At 59.1% G+C, this 17,459-nt stretch carries 16 protein-coding genes and 2 tRNA genes; 5 read left to right on the forward strand and 13 right to left on the reverse strand.

The window, feature by feature from the left end; translation table 11 throughout:
- Positions 1-65: 65 nt before the first annotated feature.
- The gene (scpA, locus tag BM152_RS06475; RefSeq protein WP_066599425.1) at positions 66-2,189 is read right to left on the reverse strand and encodes a methylmalonyl-CoA mutase; all 2,124 of its coding nucleotides are present in this window, start codon (positions 2,187-2,189) and stop codon (positions 66-68) included.
- Between the two features lie 103 nt (positions 2,190-2,292).
- Here scpA and BM152_RS06480 point away from each other — a divergent pair, with 103 nt between their 5' ends.
- The gene (locus BM152_RS06480) at positions 2,293-2,742 is read left to right on the forward strand and encodes a DUF4174 domain-containing protein (RefSeq protein ID WP_066599429.1); all 450 of its coding nucleotides are present in this window, start codon (positions 2,293-2,295) and stop codon (positions 2,740-2,742) included.
- Positions 2,743-2,893: 151 nt separating this feature from the next.
- Here the strand turns inward: BM152_RS06480 and BM152_RS06485 are convergent, their stop codons facing one another.
- The 7 genes from BM152_RS06485 to BM152_RS06520 all read right to left on the reverse strand — a co-directional run bounded on the left by BM152_RS06485 (position 2,894) and on the right by BM152_RS06520 (position 8,903).
- On the reverse strand, positions 2,894-4,891 hold the full coding sequence (locus BM152_RS06485) for an acetyl-CoA carboxylase biotin carboxylase subunit (RefSeq protein WP_066599431.1): 1,998 nt from the start codon (positions 4,889-4,891) through the stop codon (positions 2,894-2,896).
- A 291-nt stretch (positions 4,892-5,182) separates the two neighbouring features.
- Entirely contained in the window at positions 5,183-5,383 is a 201-nt protein-coding gene (locus BM152_RS06495; RefSeq protein ID WP_066599437.1) for a glycine zipper 2TM domain-containing protein, read from the reverse strand.
- Between the two features lie 355 nt (positions 5,384-5,738).
- Positions 5,739-6,146, reverse strand: a complete 408-nt coding sequence (locus BM152_RS06500) for a hypothetical protein (protein WP_066599727.1) — start codon at positions 6,144-6,146, stop codon at positions 5,739-5,741.
- A 30-nt stretch (positions 6,147-6,176) separates the two neighbouring features.
- Entirely contained in the window at positions 6,177-6,581 is a 405-nt protein-coding gene (locus tag BM152_RS06505) for a RidA family protein (RefSeq protein ID WP_111481354.1), read from the reverse strand.
- Positions 6,582-6,583: 2 nt separating this feature from the next.
- Entirely contained in the window at positions 6,584-6,997 is a 414-nt protein-coding gene (locus tag BM152_RS06510) for a DUF6497 family protein (protein ID WP_066599439.1), read from the reverse strand.
- Positions 6,994-7,350 carry a hypothetical protein gene (locus tag BM152_RS06515; RefSeq protein ID WP_066599445.1) on the reverse strand — a complete coding sequence of 119 codons (357 nt, stop codon included), beginning with the start codon at positions 7,348-7,350 and terminating at the stop codon, positions 6,994-6,996. Before BM152_RS06515 ends, BM152_RS06510 begins: the two co-directional genes overlap by 4 nt.
- Positions 7,351-7,370: 20 nt before the next feature.
- Positions 7,371-8,903, reverse strand: coding sequence for an acyl-CoA carboxylase subunit beta (locus BM152_RS06520; RefSeq protein ID WP_066599447.1), 1,533 nt, complete (start codon positions 8,901-8,903; stop codon positions 7,371-7,373).
- A gap of 260 nt (positions 8,904-9,163) precedes the next feature.
- Between BM152_RS06520 and BM152_RS06525 the strand changes: the two genes are divergently transcribed.
- Positions 9,164-10,381, forward strand: coding sequence for a multidrug effflux MFS transporter (locus BM152_RS06525; protein WP_066599451.1), 1,218 nt, complete (start codon positions 9,164-9,166; stop codon positions 10,379-10,381).
- A 114-nt stretch (positions 10,382-10,495) separates the two neighbouring features.
- Complete coding sequence (locus tag BM152_RS06530) at positions 10,496-11,893, forward strand: helix-turn-helix domain-containing protein (protein ID WP_066599453.1); 1,398 nt, start codon at positions 10,496-10,498, stop codon at positions 11,891-11,893.
- Positions 11,894-11,903: 10 nt separating this feature from the next.
- Here the strand turns inward: BM152_RS06530 and BM152_RS06535 are convergent, their stop codons facing one another.
- The 5 genes from BM152_RS06535 to BM152_RS06555 all read right to left on the reverse strand — a co-directional run bounded on the left by BM152_RS06535 (position 11,904) and on the right by BM152_RS06555 (position 16,017).
- Positions 11,904-12,737, reverse strand: a complete 834-nt coding sequence (locus BM152_RS06535; RefSeq protein WP_066599456.1) for a DMT family transporter — start codon at positions 12,735-12,737, stop codon at positions 11,904-11,906.
- Between the two features lie 105 nt (positions 12,738-12,842).
- Positions 12,843-12,919 (reverse strand) — tRNA-Asp (locus tag BM152_RS06540).
- Between the two features lie 49 nt (positions 12,920-12,968).
- A tRNA-Asp gene (locus tag BM152_RS06545) sits at positions 12,969-13,045 on the reverse strand.
- A 248-nt stretch (positions 13,046-13,293) separates the two neighbouring features.
- Positions 13,294-15,093 carry a translation elongation factor 4 gene (lepA, locus tag BM152_RS06550; RefSeq protein WP_066599460.1) on the reverse strand — a complete coding sequence of 600 codons (1,800 nt, stop codon included), beginning with the start codon at positions 15,091-15,093 and terminating at the stop codon, positions 13,294-13,296.
- Between the two features lie 93 nt (positions 15,094-15,186).
- Positions 15,187-16,017, reverse strand: a complete 831-nt coding sequence (locus BM152_RS06555; RefSeq protein WP_066599464.1) for a DUF3800 domain-containing protein — start codon at positions 16,015-16,017, stop codon at positions 15,187-15,189.
- A 205-nt stretch (positions 16,018-16,222) separates the two neighbouring features.
- Here BM152_RS06555 and BM152_RS06560 point away from each other — a divergent pair, with 205 nt between their 5' ends.
- Both BM152_RS06560 and BM152_RS06565 read left to right on the forward strand, forming a co-directional pair.
- A complete protein-coding gene (locus BM152_RS06560) occupies positions 16,223-16,540 on the forward strand; it encodes a hypothetical protein (protein WP_066599467.1) in 318 nt (105 codons plus the stop codon).
- Positions 16,541-16,725: 185 nt separating this feature from the next.
- Positions 16,726-17,424, forward strand: coding sequence for an NAD-dependent deacylase (locus BM152_RS06565; RefSeq protein ID WP_066599470.1), 699 nt, complete (start codon positions 16,726-16,728; stop codon positions 17,422-17,424).
- Positions 17,425-17,459: the final 35 nt, after the last annotated feature.

Genomic DNA, 17,459 nt, shown 5'->3' on the forward strand with positions numbered 1-17,459 from the left:
ACAGCAAAAGGGCCGGAGGATCATTCCCCCGGCCCTTTTTCATGGCGTGTTGTGAGCTACGAAACTTACTCGGTCGAGATCAGATCAAGAATCTGACGCGCCGCTGCCGGAATATTGGTTCCCGGCCCGAAGATCGCCTTCACCCCTGCGTTATAGAGGAATTCGTAGTCCTGCTGCGGGATCACACCACCACAGATCACGATAATGTCCTCGGCACCCTGCTCTTTCAGCGCTTCGATCAGCTTCGGCGCAAGCGTCTTGTGACCGGCGGCCTGAGACGAGATGCCGACGATATGCACATCGTTGTCGATGGCGTCCTGTGCGGCCTCTTCTGGCGTCTGGAACAGCGGACCAACGTCCACGTCAAAGCCGATATCGGCAAAGGCCGTGGCGATCACTTTCGCACCGCGGTCGTGCCCGTCCTGCCCCATCTTGACCACAAGCATCCGCGGGCGACGGCCTTCTTTCTCTGCGAAGGTTTCGACATCCTTCTGGATCTGGGCAAAGCCCTCGTCCCCCTCATAGGCCGCCCCATAGACGCCCGCGAGGGTTTTCACTTCGGCGCGGTGACGTCCGAATGCTTTCTCCATCGCCATTGAAATCTCTCCCACGGTTGCACGGGCACGGGCGGCTTCGACCGCCAGTGCGAGGAGGTTGCCCTCGCCGGATTTCGCCGCCGCTTCCAACGCGCCAAGGGTCTCTTCGACCTTGGCGGTGTCGCGGGTGGCTTTGATCTTTTCGAGACGGGCAATCTGGCTCTTGCGCACGGCCACGTTGTCCACGTCGAGAATGTCGATCGGGTCTTCGTTGTCCTTGCGGTATTTGTTGACGCCGACGATCACCTCTTCGCCACGGTCGATCTGCGCTTGACGCTTGGCTGCTGTTTCCTCGATGCGCAGCTTCGGCATGCCGGAATTGACCGCTTTGGTCATGCCGCCCATGTCCTCGATCTCTTCCATCAGGGCCCAAGCCTTGTCCGCCAGTTCCTTGGTCAGGCTTTCGACATAGTAAGACCCAGCCAGCGGATCGACGACATTGGTGATGCCGGTCTCTTCTTGCAAGATCAACTGAGTGTTGCGGGCAATACGTGCGGAGAACTCGGTCGGAAGCGCGATGGCCTCGTCGAGCGCGTTGGTGTGCAGGCTTTGCGTGCCGCCGAGCGCCGCCGACATGGCCTCGTAGGCCGTGCGGATCACGTTGTTATAGGGGTCTTGCTCTTGCAGCGATACGCCCGAGGTCTGACAGTGGGTCCGCAGCATTTTGGATTTTTCGAGCTTGGGTTCGAACTCCTCCATCACGCGGTTCCACAGATACCGCGCCGCCCGCAGCTTTGCCGCCTCCATGAAGAAATTCATGCCAATGGCGAAGAAGAACGACAGGCGTCCGGCGAATTTATCGACATCCATACCGGCGTTGATCGCGGTACGCACATATTCGCGCCCATCGGCCAGCGTGAAGGCCAGCTCCTGTACAAGGTTCGCGCCCGCTTCCTGCATGTGGTAGCCGGAAATCGAGATGGAGTTGAATTTCGGCATCTCGTTGGCGGTAAACTCTATGATGTCCGCGATGATCTTCATCGAGGGTTCGGGCGGATAGATATAGGTGTTGCGCACCATGAACTCTTTCAGAATGTCATTCTGAATGGTCCCAGCGAGCACGGATTTGTCATGGCCCTGCTCCTCACCGGTCACAATGAAGCTGGCGAGGATCGGGATCACCGCGCCGTTCATGGTCATCGACACGGACACCTTATCGAGCGGGATACCGTCAAAGAGGATTTTCATGTCCTCGACCGAGTCAATCGCCACACCGGCCTTGCCCACATCGCCCACCACGCGCGGGTGATCCGAGTCATAACCGCGGTGCGTTGCCAGATCGAAGGCCACGGAGACCCCCTGTTGGCCGGCATCCAGCGCCTTGCGGTAAAACGCGTTGGATTCTTCAGCGGTGGAGAAGCCCGCATATTGGCGAATGGTCCACGGGCGGCCCGCATACATGGTCGCTTTCACGCCACGGGTGAAGGGCGCCGTGCCGGGCGTATTGCCGAGATGGGCCATGTCCTGCAGGTCGTCTTCGGCATAGAGCGGCTTGACCTTGATCCCCTCCAAAGTCTCCCACTGCAACGACTCAAGCGGCTTGCCCCTGAGTTCTTTCGTGGCCAGTTCTTCCCACTTTTTCCTGTCCGTCATCTCCGGCTCCTCTCCGTCATTCACTCGCATCTCCCAAAAGGGTGCGATCATCCTTGGTTTGGCCGTCCCGCCGCCCTATATAGGATACACCCCGGGAGGACCGATGAAACATCTCTATGCCACAGCACTTACTGCGCTTTTTCTCATGCCCGCCGCCTTTGCCTCTGCGCAGGAGGCCACCGAAGCGCCACAAGAGCCGGTGCCGCTGATCCAGCCTGCGGGCGAGACCGAACTGTCGGAGTTCAAATGGGCCGCACGCGTGCTGGTGATCTTTGCCGACAGCCCTCTGGACCCATCTTTCAGTGACCAGATCGCCCTTTTGGAAGACCGCCCCGACCCGTTGCTGGAACGCGACGTGGTGGTGCTCATCGACACCGATCCGGATGCGCGTTCTCCGATCCGCACGGCGCTACGGCCTCGCGGCTTTGCGCTTGTCATCGTGGACAAGGACGGACGCGTGATGTTCCGCAAGCCCGTGCCGTGGGACGTGCGCGAAATCACCCGTGCGATTGACAAGACCCCGCTCAGACAGCAGGAGCTGGCGGATAGATAAATCCGCCCCCTGCGCGGCTCCGCGTGCCTGACACGGGCCAGAGCCAAAAGCGACACACAGGCGCGGCAAGGCGACGAGGCTATGACCTCACCGCCCGAGACAAGGGCATGTCCCGCCCCTGTCTGATATGCGCGCCGCGCCTGCATGAGAGTTATTCAAACTCCATAATCACTTCATCAACCGCAAGGCTGTCGCCCGCACCGGCGTTGATCTTGGACACCACGCCCTTGCGTTCTGCGCGCAGGATGTTTTCCATTTTCATCGCCTCGACGGTGCAAAGCGCCTGACCTTCCTGCACCTCGTCGCCCTCTTCCACATCGACTTTGACGATCAGGCCCGGCATCGGGCAGAGCAACATTTTCGACGTGTCCGGCGGCAGTTTCTCGATCATGTGTTTCGACAGTTCCGCCGCGCGCGGCGTGCGCACGAAAACCTTGAGGTCCGCGCCACGGTTGCGGATGCGGAAACCACCGGGGATTTTGCCAACCTTAAGCGTCAGCGTCCCGTGTTCCATGCCGATCAGCGCCAAAGTCTGCCCCGGCACCCAAGTGCTTTCACAACGATGTTTCTTGTCGTTGATCAGCACGGTGGAGCCATTTTTGTCGGCTTCGATGGTCAGCGGGAAATCATACTCCCCGATCTGGACGACCCAATCCGCGCCCACCATGCGCTCGTGGTTGTCCATACGGCCCGAAATACGCGCGCGCCGGATCTCCGTCACCCGATACATGGCCGCAGCCGCCGCCGCGATCCGTTCCAGTTCCTCATAGGGCAGCGTGGTCCCTTGGAACCCGTCGGGATATTCCTCTTCGATGAAAGCGGTGGTCATGTTCCCCGAAACAAATTTCGGGTGGTCATAGACAGCCGAGAGGAACGGCAGGTTGTGGCCGATGCCTTCCACTTCGAAGGCGTCGAGCGCATTGCGCATGTTTTCAATCGCGGTCGCCCGATCCGGTCCCCATGTGCAAAGCTTGGCAATCATCGGGTCATAATACATCGAGATCTCACCGCCCTCGAACACGCCGGTATCATTGCGCACCATGTTGGTTTTGGTGACAATCTCCGCAGGCGGACGATATTTGCTCAACCGGCCGATTGACGGCAGGAAATTGCGATAGGGGTCTTCGGCATAGAGGCGGCTTTCCATCGCCCAGCCGTTGATTTTCACATCGTCCTGCGTGATCGTGAGCGGCTCGCCATCGGCGATACGGATCATCTGTTCGACCAGATCAATACCGGTGATCATCTCTGTGACAGGGTGTTCCACCTGAAGACGGGTGTTCATTTCAAGGAAGTAGAAGTTGCGATCTCCGTCCACGATGAATTCCACCGTGCCCGCAGAGCTGTAATCCACGGCCTTGGCCAGTGCCACGGCCTGCTCGCCCATCGCCTTGCGGGTGGCTTCGTCAAGGAAGGGGCTCGGCGCCTCTTCGATGACCTTCTGGTTGCGACGCTGGATCGAACATTCCCGCTCGTTGAGGTAGATGCCGTTGCCGTGGGAGTCACACAGAACCTGAATTTCGATGTGGCGCGGCTGGGTCACGAATTTCTCGATAAAAATCCGGTCGTCGCCAAAGGAGCTTGCGGCCTCGTTCTTGGACGACTGGAATCCTTCGCGGGCCTCCTCGTCATTCCATGCAATCCGCATACCCTTACCACCACCACCGGCGGAGGCCTTGATCATCACCGGATAGCCGATTTCATTGGAAATCTTCACGGCCTCATCCGCGTCCTCGATCAGGCCCATATACCCCGGAACGGTGGAGACACCGGCCTCTTGAGCCAGTTTCTTGGAGGTGATCTTGTCGCCCATCGCCTCAATCGCACCCGTGGGCGGGCCGACAAAAGCAACACCTTCGGCGGCGAGCGCCTCGGCGAATTTGGAGTTCTCGGACAGGAACCCGTAGCCCGGATGCACCGCCTGCGCGCCGGTCTGCCGGATCGCGTCCATCACCTTGTCGATGACAATATAGGACTGGTTGGCCGGCGACGGACCGATATGCACGGCTTCGTCCGCCATCTCAACATGCAGCGCGTTCTTGTCCGCGTCGGAATAAATGGCGACCGTCTTGATCCCCATTTTCTTGGCGGTTTTCATCACCCGGCAGGCAATCTCGCCACGGTTCGCAATCAAAATCTTGTCGAACATCTCCCGTCCCTCTCCCTTTCCTAAAGCTGCCACATCCGGGACCGCGTCTTGGCGGGCCATCCCCGGATCAGGCCAGTGGTTTCAAAGCGTTTCCAGTCCATGTTGAAACACGACTTGAACCGGAAACGCATACAACGCTCAATCGTCGTGGACGCTTTCACAGCCCGCTGTCTGCCAGCGGCTTTCGAAAACGTTTCAAGCATAAAAAAAGCCCCCCGGACGGGCTGGCCCGGGAAGCGTTTTTGTATGGTCTCGAACCGACGCGCCTGCGCGTCGGTCAAAGCATAGTGATCAGTTACAAATGCCTGCGTCGTCGCAATAGGTGCCCGCGAGCGCGCCAATAGCCGCGCCTGTGAGCGCGTTGTTGTCGGTCGCATCGGCGACAACTGCACCTGCTGCGGCACCTGCGAGGGCACGTTCACCGTCGGTAGACATGCAGCCCGCGAGGACAGCGGAAGAGACGAGGCCGAGAATAAGAATGGATTTGCGCATTTTTCTGCTCTTGATGTGGTTATGACTGAGTGGATTCTAGCCCAGTCAACCGCCTGAGCAAAGAACATTTCGCAAACACGGAGTGCCTCGGCGAAACAACGCCCAGCACCGGAGGCCGGAAACAGCAAACCGCCCCGACCGGAGAAAGAGTGGCGAGGGCCGTGCGGGGGAAGCACAGACCTCGCCAGAGGGGAAGGGTAACGGTTTTCAGAACAGGCTCCGACGTTGCTGGACGTCTTTGCCATGATTTGAGGATGGGATTTTGCCTGCATCTTCACAAGAGCGCAGCCGCCCTGTCCGCCAAAACTGGCAGCAGTTCGCGCAAATGCTGTTATGCCAAGCAAAAACCCGCGCATCACTCGTCGTTCTCTCCGTTCCACATTTCGTCCCAATCGGGCATGTCCTCAGGAGCATCTTCCGCGAAAATTTCGGGGAAAGAGGCCATCGCGCGGCGCGCGTCGATCTTCAGGCGGGCCTCATAGGAGGCCGGATCGAAATCATCCGGATCGGCCGGCACAACCTCGCGTCCGAACAGCCAGGACAACCGTCCCGCGTCCAGATTGCCGCGTTCGAATTCTTCTTCGCCGAAATACTCCCACAAGGCTTTCATGAACCCCGCATCGGCGCGTTTGTCCGCTGCCTTGCGATCCTTGTAGCGTTCCAGCGCCTTGATCGGCGTCACCCCTTTGGGGTTCGCGCGCCGGATGGTGAATTGATAGTCGGAGCCGGGCAAACGTCCCGGAAACCCCTTGTGTTTGAGCATGTAATCGCGTGCCATCAGCTGTCTTCCCTCTCACGTCTCTGGGTCAGGTCTACGGGCGATCAGGTCGATCTCGACCAGAGCGCCAACGGCCAAAGCGGTCACGCCCACTGTGGTGCGTGCCGGTAGCCTGTCTGCGGGGAAGTAGCTTTTGTAGGTCTCGTTGAACAGGGCATAGTCGCGTTCAAACGCGGTCAAAAAGCACCGGCACTGCATAATATGCTCTGCGCCGAGGCCCAATTCGCCCAAAATCAGCAAAAGATTGTCCATCACGCGGCGGGTTTGCGCCTCGATCCCTTCGGGCAGAGGGGCGGCCGGTGCTGTGGGATCGGTCGGCATCTGGCCGGTCAGGATCACCCAGCCGTCGTCCTCGACCGCATGGGAAAACGGAGCGACGGGACGCGGACCGCTGGAGAACATATGGAACTTCGGCGCCATGATCAGAACGCCTCCCATTCACAAGACCCGTCCGCAGGGTGATAGGCCTCGAAAACCTGCGCCATATCTGGCGCGGGCGCACCGAATTCCACGGGAGCTTCGGTCAGAGAAATCACGATCATCGCAGGCTCGGGCACACTCAGACGCGGCAGGGCATAGCTGTCGCACAGATAGGACAGGTCGGCCTCCAGCTCCTCATAGCTCAAGCTATCGAGATAGTGCGACAATTGCGGCGCAAGGAACCGGAACCGCGCGGTCAGCCCCATCGCGGGCTGATCCATGATCGTCTCATAGAACTCTACCGGCTGCCCCGAAGGTGGGGTCAAGTCCTGTGGCTCTACCGGAGACAGGTCTGCGACCGCCGAAACAGCCATAACAGAGGCCAGCAGGGTCAACGCGGACAGTCGTGCGATCATCTCTTGGCCTCCTTTGCATATCGGCCCCAACGGGCACGGTGGTGTTCATTGTCGAGCACGGCACGGATGCGTGCCTCTGTCTCGGTTTTCGGGAACCGTCCGGCGACCGCGCCGCCAGCGGTGATCTCAAGGTTGTCCCCCGAACTGCGCACCCGCACCACGGGCGCAAAGCCGCGCAGGTTCTGAAGCGCACGCCACATGTCCTGACGCACCTGATGCGCCACACGAGCCTTGCGCAGGCCTGCCCCGCCTTCGATCACGGTCGTCGCCGCAACATCGAACCGCGCAGGCATCCGGCGCGCCAGTGTAAGCGCACCGTCTTCCGTGGACATATGCCAGCGAGTTTGGCCCATAGGGGATCCGACACCCCGCCTTACAGCGGGATATTGTCGTGTTTTTTCCAAGGGTTTTCGAGCTTCTTGTTGCGCAAGCTCGCAAAGGCCCGCGCCACCCGTTTGCGGGTAGAGCGCGGCTGGATCACCTCATCAATAAAGCCCCGTTCGGCGGCCACGAAGGGATTGGCGAACCGGTCTTCGTAGTTCTGCGTATGCGCTGCAATCTTCTCCGCATCGCCCAGATCGGCACGGTGGATGATCTCGGTTGCGCCTTTGGCCCCCATCACCGCGATCTCTGCGGTCGGCCATGCGTAGTTGAAATCCCCGCGCAGGTGCTTGGACGCCATCACGTCATAGGCCCCGCCATAGGCTTTGCGGGTGATCACGGTCACTTTCGGCACGGTGGCTTCGCCATAAGCGAACAGAAGTTTCGCCCCGTGTTTGATCACACCGCCGTATTCTTGCGATGTCCCCGGCAGGAATCCCGGCACATCAACCAGCGTCAGAACCGGAATTTCAAAGGCATCGCAGAAGCGCACAAACCGCGCGGCTTTTTTCGAACTGTCAATGTCGAGACAACCTGCGAGCACCATCGGCTGGTTCGCCACAACGCCGACCGTCTGGCCTTCGAGGCGGATAAAGCCAGTGATGATGTTTTTGGCGTGCTCTTCCTGAATTTCGTAGAAATCGCCCTCGTCCGCGATCTTGTGGATCACTTCCTTCATATCATAAGGCGTGTGCGCATTGTCCGGAATGATCGTGTCCAAAGAAGGCTCGATCCGGTTCGGCTCATCAAAGAACGGACGCACAGGTGCCTTTTCGCGGTTGTTGAGCGGCAGGAAATCGACCAGACGACGCACTTCGGTGAGCGCCTCCACATCGTTCTCAAACGCCCCGTCCGCGACAGAAGATTTTTTCGTATGGGTCGACGCCCCACCCAGTTCTTCGGCGGTGACAACCTCGTTGGTGACGGTTTTCACCACGTCGGGGCCGGTCACGAACATGTAGGATGTGTCTTTGACCATGAAGATAAAGTCGGTCATTGCCGGAGAATACACAGCACCACCCGCACATGGCCCCATGATCACGGAGATCTGCGGCACGACGCCAGAGGCCATGATATTGCGCTGGAACACTTCGGCATAGCCAGCGAGCGAGGCCACCCCTTCCTGAATCCGCGCACCACCCGAGTCATTGAGCCCGATCACAGGCGCGCCGTTTTGCACCGCCATATCCATGATCTTGCAGATTTTCTCGGCGTGGGTTTCCGACAGAGACCCGCCGAAGACCGTAAAGTCCTGTGAAAAGACATAGACCATCCGCCCGTTGATCGTTCCCCAACCGGTGATGACACCATCGCCATAGGGTTTGCTCTGCTCCATACCGAAGTCGGTGCAGCGATGGGTTTTGAACATGTCGAACTCTTCAAAGCTGTCTTCGTCCAGCAACAGTTCGATCCGTTCGCGCGCGGTCAGCTTGCCCTTGGCATGCTGGCTGTCGATGCGACGCTGACCGCCTCCCAAACGGGCGTCATCGCGGCGATCGTGAAGTTCTTGGATGATGTCTTTCACGGATAGGCCTCCTCGTCATTTCTCTGGCACCATAGGTGCTCGCAATAATATTTCATAGCGGAGTCTGGCAGATTTGCAAAAGATGCAAACCCAAGATGCTGTATAACGCAAAACTGCAAATATATTGCCAGACCGCGGCTCGCTGAAACTTCACCTGTCACACACCAGCGCAGGACCCTCTCTGCGGGCTGTGCAAAAACAAAGCCGCGTTCTGCCAGATTGCGCATGGACAGGCTCGCGCGGCTGCGTATCTTGGCGCAATGGCTCAAAAACCGATCTCACGCTTCCTCGACAGAACCACCCCGCCGCATATCGCGACACTCGTACTTATGGCGGGCACATCCGCCATGAGCATGAACGTGTTCCTGCCCGCGCTGCCGGAGATGACCGAATATTTCGGCACCAAGTATAGCGTGATGCAGCTTTCGATTGCGATTTTTCTGGCGGTCAATGCCACGATGCAACTGGCCATCGGCCCGCTTTCCGACCGGTTCGGGCGCCGCCCCGTCCTGATCGGCGGCATCCTGATCTTCCTCGCCGCAACTCTTGGCGCAATCTTTGCACCTTCAGCACAGATTTTCCTCTTGATGCGTGCCGCACAGGCGGGGATCGTCACCGCAATGGTGCTGTCCCGCGCCATCGTGCGTGACATGGTGCCGGGCGAGGAAGCCGCACAAATGATCGCCTATGTCACCATGGGCATGTCTCTGGTTCCGATGGTGGCCCCTACGGTCGGCGGTTACCTCACCACACTGTTTGGCTGGCAGAGCAGCTTCTGGCTTTTGTTCGCCGTGGGCCTTCTCCTGCTCGTCACAGTCTATTTTGACGCCGGAGAAACCGCACCCAAATCGCAAGGCTCCATGCGCGACGCCCTGCGCGGATTTCCCGAACTTATGCGCTCGCAACGGTTTCTGGGCTATGCCATTTCCGCCGCCACCGCCTCCGGCGCCTATTTCGCATTTCTCGGCGGCGCGCCGTTTTTAGGCTCCCATGTCTTTGGCCTGACCGAAGACCGCTTGGGCCTCTATATGGCCGCCCCCGCCGTCGGCTATTTCTTTGGCAATTTTCTGGCGGGGAAATTCTCGGCACGGCTGGGCATGAACGCCATGATCCTCATCGGCGCTGCGGTCTGCTCGGCGGGCGTGCTGGCTTCGCTGTGCCTGTTCCTGCTTGAACGCGCCACCGCCGAAAGCTTTTTTGCCTTCATCACCCTGCTGGGCCTTGGCAACGGGATGCAACTTCCCAACTCCATCGCAGGCTCCCTCTCCGTGCGCCCCCATCTCGCGGGCACAGCCGCCGGTCTGGGCGGCGCGATGTATATCGGCGGCGGCGCGGTTCTGTCGGCTTTTGCTGGCTCCGTGCTGACCGAAGACGGCGGCGCCATGCCGCTTATGGTGATCATGCTCTGCGCGTCGTTCTCCTCCATCCTCGCGGCGCTTTGGGTCGTCCACCGCGAACGCGCTCTGGGCATCCGCTAGGCCACTTTCGCAGGATCTAGCGGCAACAGCCCTCTTGCAAGACAGGGTTTGCAGTGGCAAATTCCACTTTGCAAAGGGTAAATTCCGCCCGAATATCCGCAAAAGCGAGGACAAATGGCCCAGCAAAAACTCTATGCCGGAGCAAAATTGCGCGAGACCCGCACACGGCTCGGTCTGACACAGCGCATGTTCGCGGAAAAGCTCGGGGTGTCGCTGCCCTATCTCAACCAGATGGAGAACAACAACCGTCCGGTCTCCACCGGCGTTGTGCTCGCGCTGGCACAGGAATTCGGCTTTGATGTCACGGAGTTAAGCTCGGGTGACGCCGAACGCATGGTGACGGATATGCGTGAGGCGCTGGCCGATCCGGTCTTTGCCGATGGCGCGCCACCGCTGGCCGACCTGCGTCTCGCCGCCTCCAACGCCCCCGCACTGGCCCGCGCCTTCCTCGAACTGCACCGCGCCTATCGCCAGACCACGGAGCGGCTGGCCTCGATGGACGAGGCGCTGGACCGCGAAAACAGTCCGGCACGCCCCAGCCCTTGGGAAGAGGTGCGCGATTTCTTCCACTATTGCGACAATTACATCGACGCCGTAGACCGCGCCGCCGAGAATTTCGCCCGCCCGCATGGCGAGGCCCGCGATGTTGTGCACGCCGCCATCGAGACACTGGAGCAAAAGGGCATCACCCTGCGCTCCGGCGACAAGGAACTGCGCCGCTTCGATGCCAGAGCAAGCGAGTTGACCATTTCCTCGCGCGCCTCCAGCGCCACGCGCCGCTTCCAGATTTTGCACCAGCTGGCCCTGACCACGCAAAGCAAGCTTCTGGACGCCACGCTTGATCTGGCGCGGTTCCAGAGCGAAGAGGCCCGCGAGATTGCACGGATCGGCATGGCGAACTATTTCGCCGGTGCCGCGCTGATGCCCTACGGTGCCTTTCTGGAAGCCGCGCAGGAGACCCGTCACGATCTGGAGATGCTGGCCGAACGGTTTGGCGCCTCGGTCGAACAGGTGGCGCACCGTCTGTCCACGCTCCAGCGGCCCGGCGCGAAGGGCATCCCCTTCTATTTCGTCCGCGTCGATCAGGCCGGCACGATCACCAAACGCCACTCCGCCACGCGGCTGCAATTCGCCCGCTATGGTGGGGCCTGTCCGCTCTGGAATGTGCATCAGGCCTTCGAACGCCCCGGACATTTCCTGCGGCAACTGGCCGAGACGCCGGACGGGGTGCGCTACCTCTCGATTGCCCGTGATGTATCCAAACCCGGCGGCTCCTTCCACGCGCCAGTGCGCCGCTACGCCATCGGGCTGGGCTGCGAGGTCACGCATGCCTCGGAGATGGTCTATGCCGACGACCTCGACGTGACCAAACCTGCCGCTTTCGAGCCGATCGGGATTTCCTGCCGGATTTGCGAACGTCGGGACTGTCACCAGCGTTCGATCCCGCCGCTGGAACGCCGCCTGACCATCGACCCGAACAGCCGCGGCACCCTGCCCTACCGAATCGACTGACACAGACGCTCTATTTGCGCGCCGAGAGGGCAATCCCCGTCAGGACGAGCGCGCAAGCACCGACCAGTTGCAAAGAGATCGGCTCTGACAGCAACAGCGCCCCGCCCAGCGCCGTAATCACCGGCACGGAAAGCTGTGCGCTGGCCGCCAAGGGCACAGGGATCAACGGCAGCACGCGATACCACAGCACATAGCCCAAGGCAGAGGCAAAGGCCCCCGAAGCGACGGAGAGCGCCCAGCCGGAGGCTGTGAGGCTCACAGGCACGACAAGCAGCAAGACAAGCGCCAAGGGCACGGCTCCGATGAAATTGCGGATGCTGCGCCCGACCGGATCGCCGCCGCCCTGCCCCAAGATGCTGTAAGCCCCCCAAGCCACACCTGCGCCGGACATCAACAGGGCCGCAGTCAACGGGGGCGACGACAGACCCGGTGACAGGAGCCACACAAGCCCGCCCAAGGCCAGCGCCAGACCGAGCCAGCCGAAGCCGGACAGACGCACCCCGCGCCGCAATGCGACGGCGAGCATGGTGATCTGCACAAAGGCAAAGAGAATGAGCGCACCGGTCGCCGCCGACATGGCGCGATAGGCCAGAGAGAAGCCCAACACATAGAGGAAGAGCGCCAGAACCGCCGGGAGGTCACGAAGCCTCGGTGTGACGCTGTGGCGGGCAAATCCGCCGATCAGACCCAGCATCAAGGCACCGGATAAAAGCCGGACCGCAGCAAAGGAAGTCGCACCATTTGCCGGATCGACAAGCGCCGCACGGGTCAGCACCGAATTGCCCGCAAAGGCGACAAGCGTAAGGAGAAGCAGCGCAGAGACGCGCAGGGTCAAATGTGTCATGGCGCAAGCTGTGTCAAAACGCCGCAAGATAGCAAGCGTGATCCGCCCTTGGCGATGTTCACGTTTTCGAATGTCACTGAGGAGGAAAGTCGAGAGGAAGAAAAGTGGCGCGGTTGACGGGGCTCGAACCCGCGACCTCCGGCGTGACAGGCCGGCACTCTAACCAGCTGAGCTACAACCGCGCTGTGCCTTTTCAGGCGGCGCCTAAGTGGCGCTAATCTTGGGCAGTGGTGGCGCGGTTGACGGGGCTCGAACCCGCGACCTCCGGCGTGACAGGCCGGCACTCTAACCATCTGAGCTACAACCGCTCACTGCCCGAACAGGACCGTGTCCTGAACGTGAGGGGCGTTCTATGGCCGGGGCGTGCCCTCGTCAAGCACGGAATCGCGAAAAAACATCCGGCCTGCAAAAAAACTTTTCAAAGCGGGTGCGCAGAGCGGGAAATGACGGTGAAACTGACCCTTCCAAACGCCCAAAATGCACAACCAGACAAGAAAAAACCGCCCCGAAGGGCGGCTCTCTGAAAACCAATCGCACAGGACTTTCGCGCAGCGCGTCAATTGTCCATCTTAAGCGCCTTGATAAAGGCTTCCTGCGGGATTTCGACCTTCCCGAACTGACGCATCTTCTTTTTACCCGCCTTCTGCTTTTCCAGAAGCTTCTTCTTGCGCGTCGCGTCACCACCGTAACATTTGGCCGTCACGTCCTTGCGCAGCGCCGACAGGGTCTCACGCGCGATCACCTTGCCACCAATCGCCGCCTGAATCGGGATCTTGAACATATGGCGCGGAATCAGCTCCTTGAGCTTTTCGCACATGACACGGCCACGGCTCTCTGCGCGGTCACGGTGCACCATCATGGACAGCGCATCCACAGGCTCGTCATTCACAAGCACCTGCATCTTCACCAGATTGTCTTCACGATACTCCGTGAACTGATAATCGAAGGACGCATACCCTTTGGTAATAGATTTGAGCCTATCATAGAAATCGAACACAACTTCGTTGAGCGGGAGGTCATAAACAACCATCGCACGGGTCCCTGCATAGGTCAGGTCCAGCTGGATGCCGCGGCGGTCCTGACAGAGCTTGAGCACATCACCCAGATATTCATCGGGCACCATGATCGTCGCCTTGATGCGCGGCTCTTCGATGTGATCGACATAGGTCAGATCGGGCATATCGGCAGGGTTGTGCAGGTCTTCGACCGTGCCGTCCTTCATATAGATTTTGTAGACCACAGAGGGCGCGGTGGTGATGAGATCGAGGTCGTATTCGCGTTCCAGACGGTCGCGGATCACCTCAAGGTGCAAAAGCCCGAGGAAGCCGCAGCGGAAGCCGAAACCCAGCGCCGCAGAGGTTTCCATTTCGGAACTAAAGGACGCATCGTTGAGTTGCAGCTTCTCGATTGCGCTACGCAGGTCATCGAAATCATTGGCATCGACCGGAAACAGGCCACAGAACACCACGGGAATCGACGGTTTGAACCCCGGAAGCGGTTCGGCGCACTGTTTTTTCTCGTGGGTGATCGTGTCGCCCACCTTGGTGTCGCGCACCTGTTTGATCGAAGCGGTAAAAATACCGATCTCGCCCGGGCCAAGCTCGGGAATATCCACCATCTGAGGCTTGAGCACGGCGAGCTTGTCGATCTTGTAGGTCGCCCGCGTCTGCATCATGCGAATCTGGTCGCCTTTTTTGACCGTGCCATCAATAACACGGATCATCACGACCACCCCCAGATAGGGGTCATACCAACTGTCGACCAGCATGGCCTTGAGCGGCGCATCGCGCTCGCCCTTGGGCGCGGGCAGACGGGTGACGATGGCTTCCAACACATCGGGGATGCCGATGCCGGTCTTGGCGGAAATCTCGATCGCCTCGGAGGCATCAATCCCGATCACATCCTCGATCTGCTCACAGACCCGCTCCGGCTCGGCGGCGGGCAGGTCGATCTTGTTGAGCACGGGGACAATTTCGTGATCCGCATCAATCGCTTGGTAGACATTGGCCAGCGTCTGCGCCTCGACCCCCTGCGTAGCATCCACCACCAGAAGCGAGCCTTCGACCGCCTGCATGGAGCGACTGACCTCATAGGCAAAGTCGACATGGCCGGGCGTATCAATGAGGTTGAGCACATAATCCTGCCCGTCCTGCGCATGGTAGTCGATGCGCACGGAGTTCGCCTTGATCGTGATCCCGCGTTCGCGTTCGATATCCATACTGTCAAGCAACTGCGCCTGCATATCCCGATCTGCCACGGTATTTGTGGATTGGATCAGACGGTCGGCAAGCGTCGACTTGCCGTGGTCGATATGGGCCACGATGGAGAAATTCCGGATATTTTTCAGCTCGGTCATAACAGGCCTCAGCAGATGATGGTTTGGCTGAGTTCTATGCGGGGAAAGGGGGGGAATGGCAAGAGAAAGCAACGAAAGCGTAGCAATCAATGCCTATTTTTTAATTAATGCTTCGTTGGGCTTGTAGAGCTTATTGACCATCCGCATTGTCTCACCCCTCAACTCCATTGCAACCGGCCCCTTTATAAATTTAATCCCCCACTTCGCGATCCGTCCGGTTTTAGGGTCACACCAAAATTTTGGCTTTATCTCTCGAAAATACCTTTGCTCAGGAATGCCGAAATTCGTTTTCGTTTCCGAAAGACTTACAAATATTGCGTGAGCAACCAAGTCGGCAAGACATAGCAATCGGTCATCATTTTTTGCGACGGCCTCAATCATTCGAGGGTCAATGTGTCGCAAGACCTTGGAGCTTCTATACTTTGGCGCCGGGTCAGTTCTTATCCTTGATATAAAATTGCGCAACTGCTCGTAATTATGTTTACCCTTTTTCTCAAATACGATTCGAATATCTTCAGGCTTAATCTCATTCACCTTTGCAAAATCTGCAATGCGCTCCAAAAGATATTGAGCACACTTGTTGTAATAGTATTCGGCCTGCTGCGGCCCTTCAATCTCGCTTTTGTAACCGCCCACTGTTGCTTTTTTTGACACCGCACCAAAAGCGAGAAAGTGCATATTTTTCGCCGAACGCGCATAGAAGGATCGCTGCAAATGATTCAAGTCGGAACAATGCAATGTGTTTTTACCAATGCGCTCTTGTATGGCTTGTAGCTGCTCCTCTAAGCTTTCTCTTTCCGATGCCACAATAAGCGCACCACCAAACACCAAGAAAGGCTCAGACCCTTTGGTCGATATTCCTGCGCGAAAGCGATCCAAATCCTGATCGCCACTCTCATCGATAAAAAATATATATTTCGCCATTGGAGCACCTCAAAAACACAACAACAAAATGGTATTTCACTGACGGTTGGGCAACCCTCCGCCCATCGCACCCAATCACAAACTCCACAATTGCCTCGCGGCCCAGACTCAGGCATTCTCAGCGCGATATTCACCAAAATCGTGGACCCTGCGGGTGCGTAAGCACAAAAAGACGGGGCCACCCATTGGATCGAGAGGCAGAAACATGAAGAAATCCCTAATGGCATTCGCCACCATTGCGGCCACCGCAACTGCGACCCTGTCCCCGATGAGCGCTTCGGCCGGTGCGATCGAGCGGGCCTGTCTGGCATCTGACCGCGCCGCCAACAACCGGTCCCTGTGCGGCTGCATCCAGCAGGCGGCCGATCTGACCCTTTCCAACAAGGACCAGCGTCAGGCGGCAAAGTTCTTCAAGAATCCGCAAAAGGCGCAGGATATTCGCCAGTCGGACAATGCCAGCCATGAAGCCTTCTGGAAACGCTACAAGACCTTCGGCGAGACCGCCGCGCAATATTGCGGCTGAGTCCCACTCCTATCTGCCCAAACACCCCGCCGGAGCCGGCAAACGGCTGACCGGCGGGCATAGTGCCACAACGCCCACCCGAATCCGCCAAACCTCTTGCTCGCCCGCGCAACGCGAGGCAGGGTGAAACTGCCGTGCGCGGTATGCACACAGGCGCAAAACACACCAAGACACAGGAGGCGCAAATGTCAGGCGGTATTTTCATTCTTTCCGGCGCAGGCCTGTCAGCCGAAAGCGGATTGAAAACCTTTCGCGCCGAGGACGGGCTTTGGGAAGATCACCGCGTCGAAGACGTGGCCACGCCCGAAGCCTTTGCCCGCGATCCGGAACTGGTGCAGCGATTCTACAACATGCGCCGTACGCAAGCTGCCAAAGCCGAACCCAATGCCGCCCATCAGGCGCTCGCGCGTTTACAGGCGGAGTATGACGGGACGGTCTATCTGGTCACACAGAATGTGGACGACCTACTGGAACGCGCTGGCGCACAGAAGGTCATTCATATGCACGGCGCCTTGAAAGATGCCATGTGCGCCGCCTGCGGCCATCGCTGGCCCGCGCCGATGGAGATGCATGTCACAGACCCCTGCCCCGCCTGCGGCACTGCCGCCACCCGACCGGATATCGTCTGGTTCGGAGAAATCCCTTACCACATGGACGCCATCCAAACCGCGCTGGAAGACAGTGACCTCTTTGTCGCCATAGGCACATCCGGCGTGGTCTACCCCGCCGCAGGTTTCGGCCAAATGGCACAACAACTTGGCATTCGCACAGTTGAGCTAAACCTCGAAGCCTCCGGCGCGCGTTTTGACGAGGTGCATGAAGGGCCTGCATCCCGCATCGTTCCCGCTTGGGTCACGGACGTTCTCGCGTCTCAAAACACCTGAGCAGCCAAAGGGCGTTTCCTTTGTGGCAAAAATAC

Source organism: Celeribacter halophilus (assembly GCF_900114135.1).
Lineage (GTDB): Bacteria > Pseudomonadota > Alphaproteobacteria > Rhodobacterales > Rhodobacteraceae > Celeribacter > Celeribacter halophilus.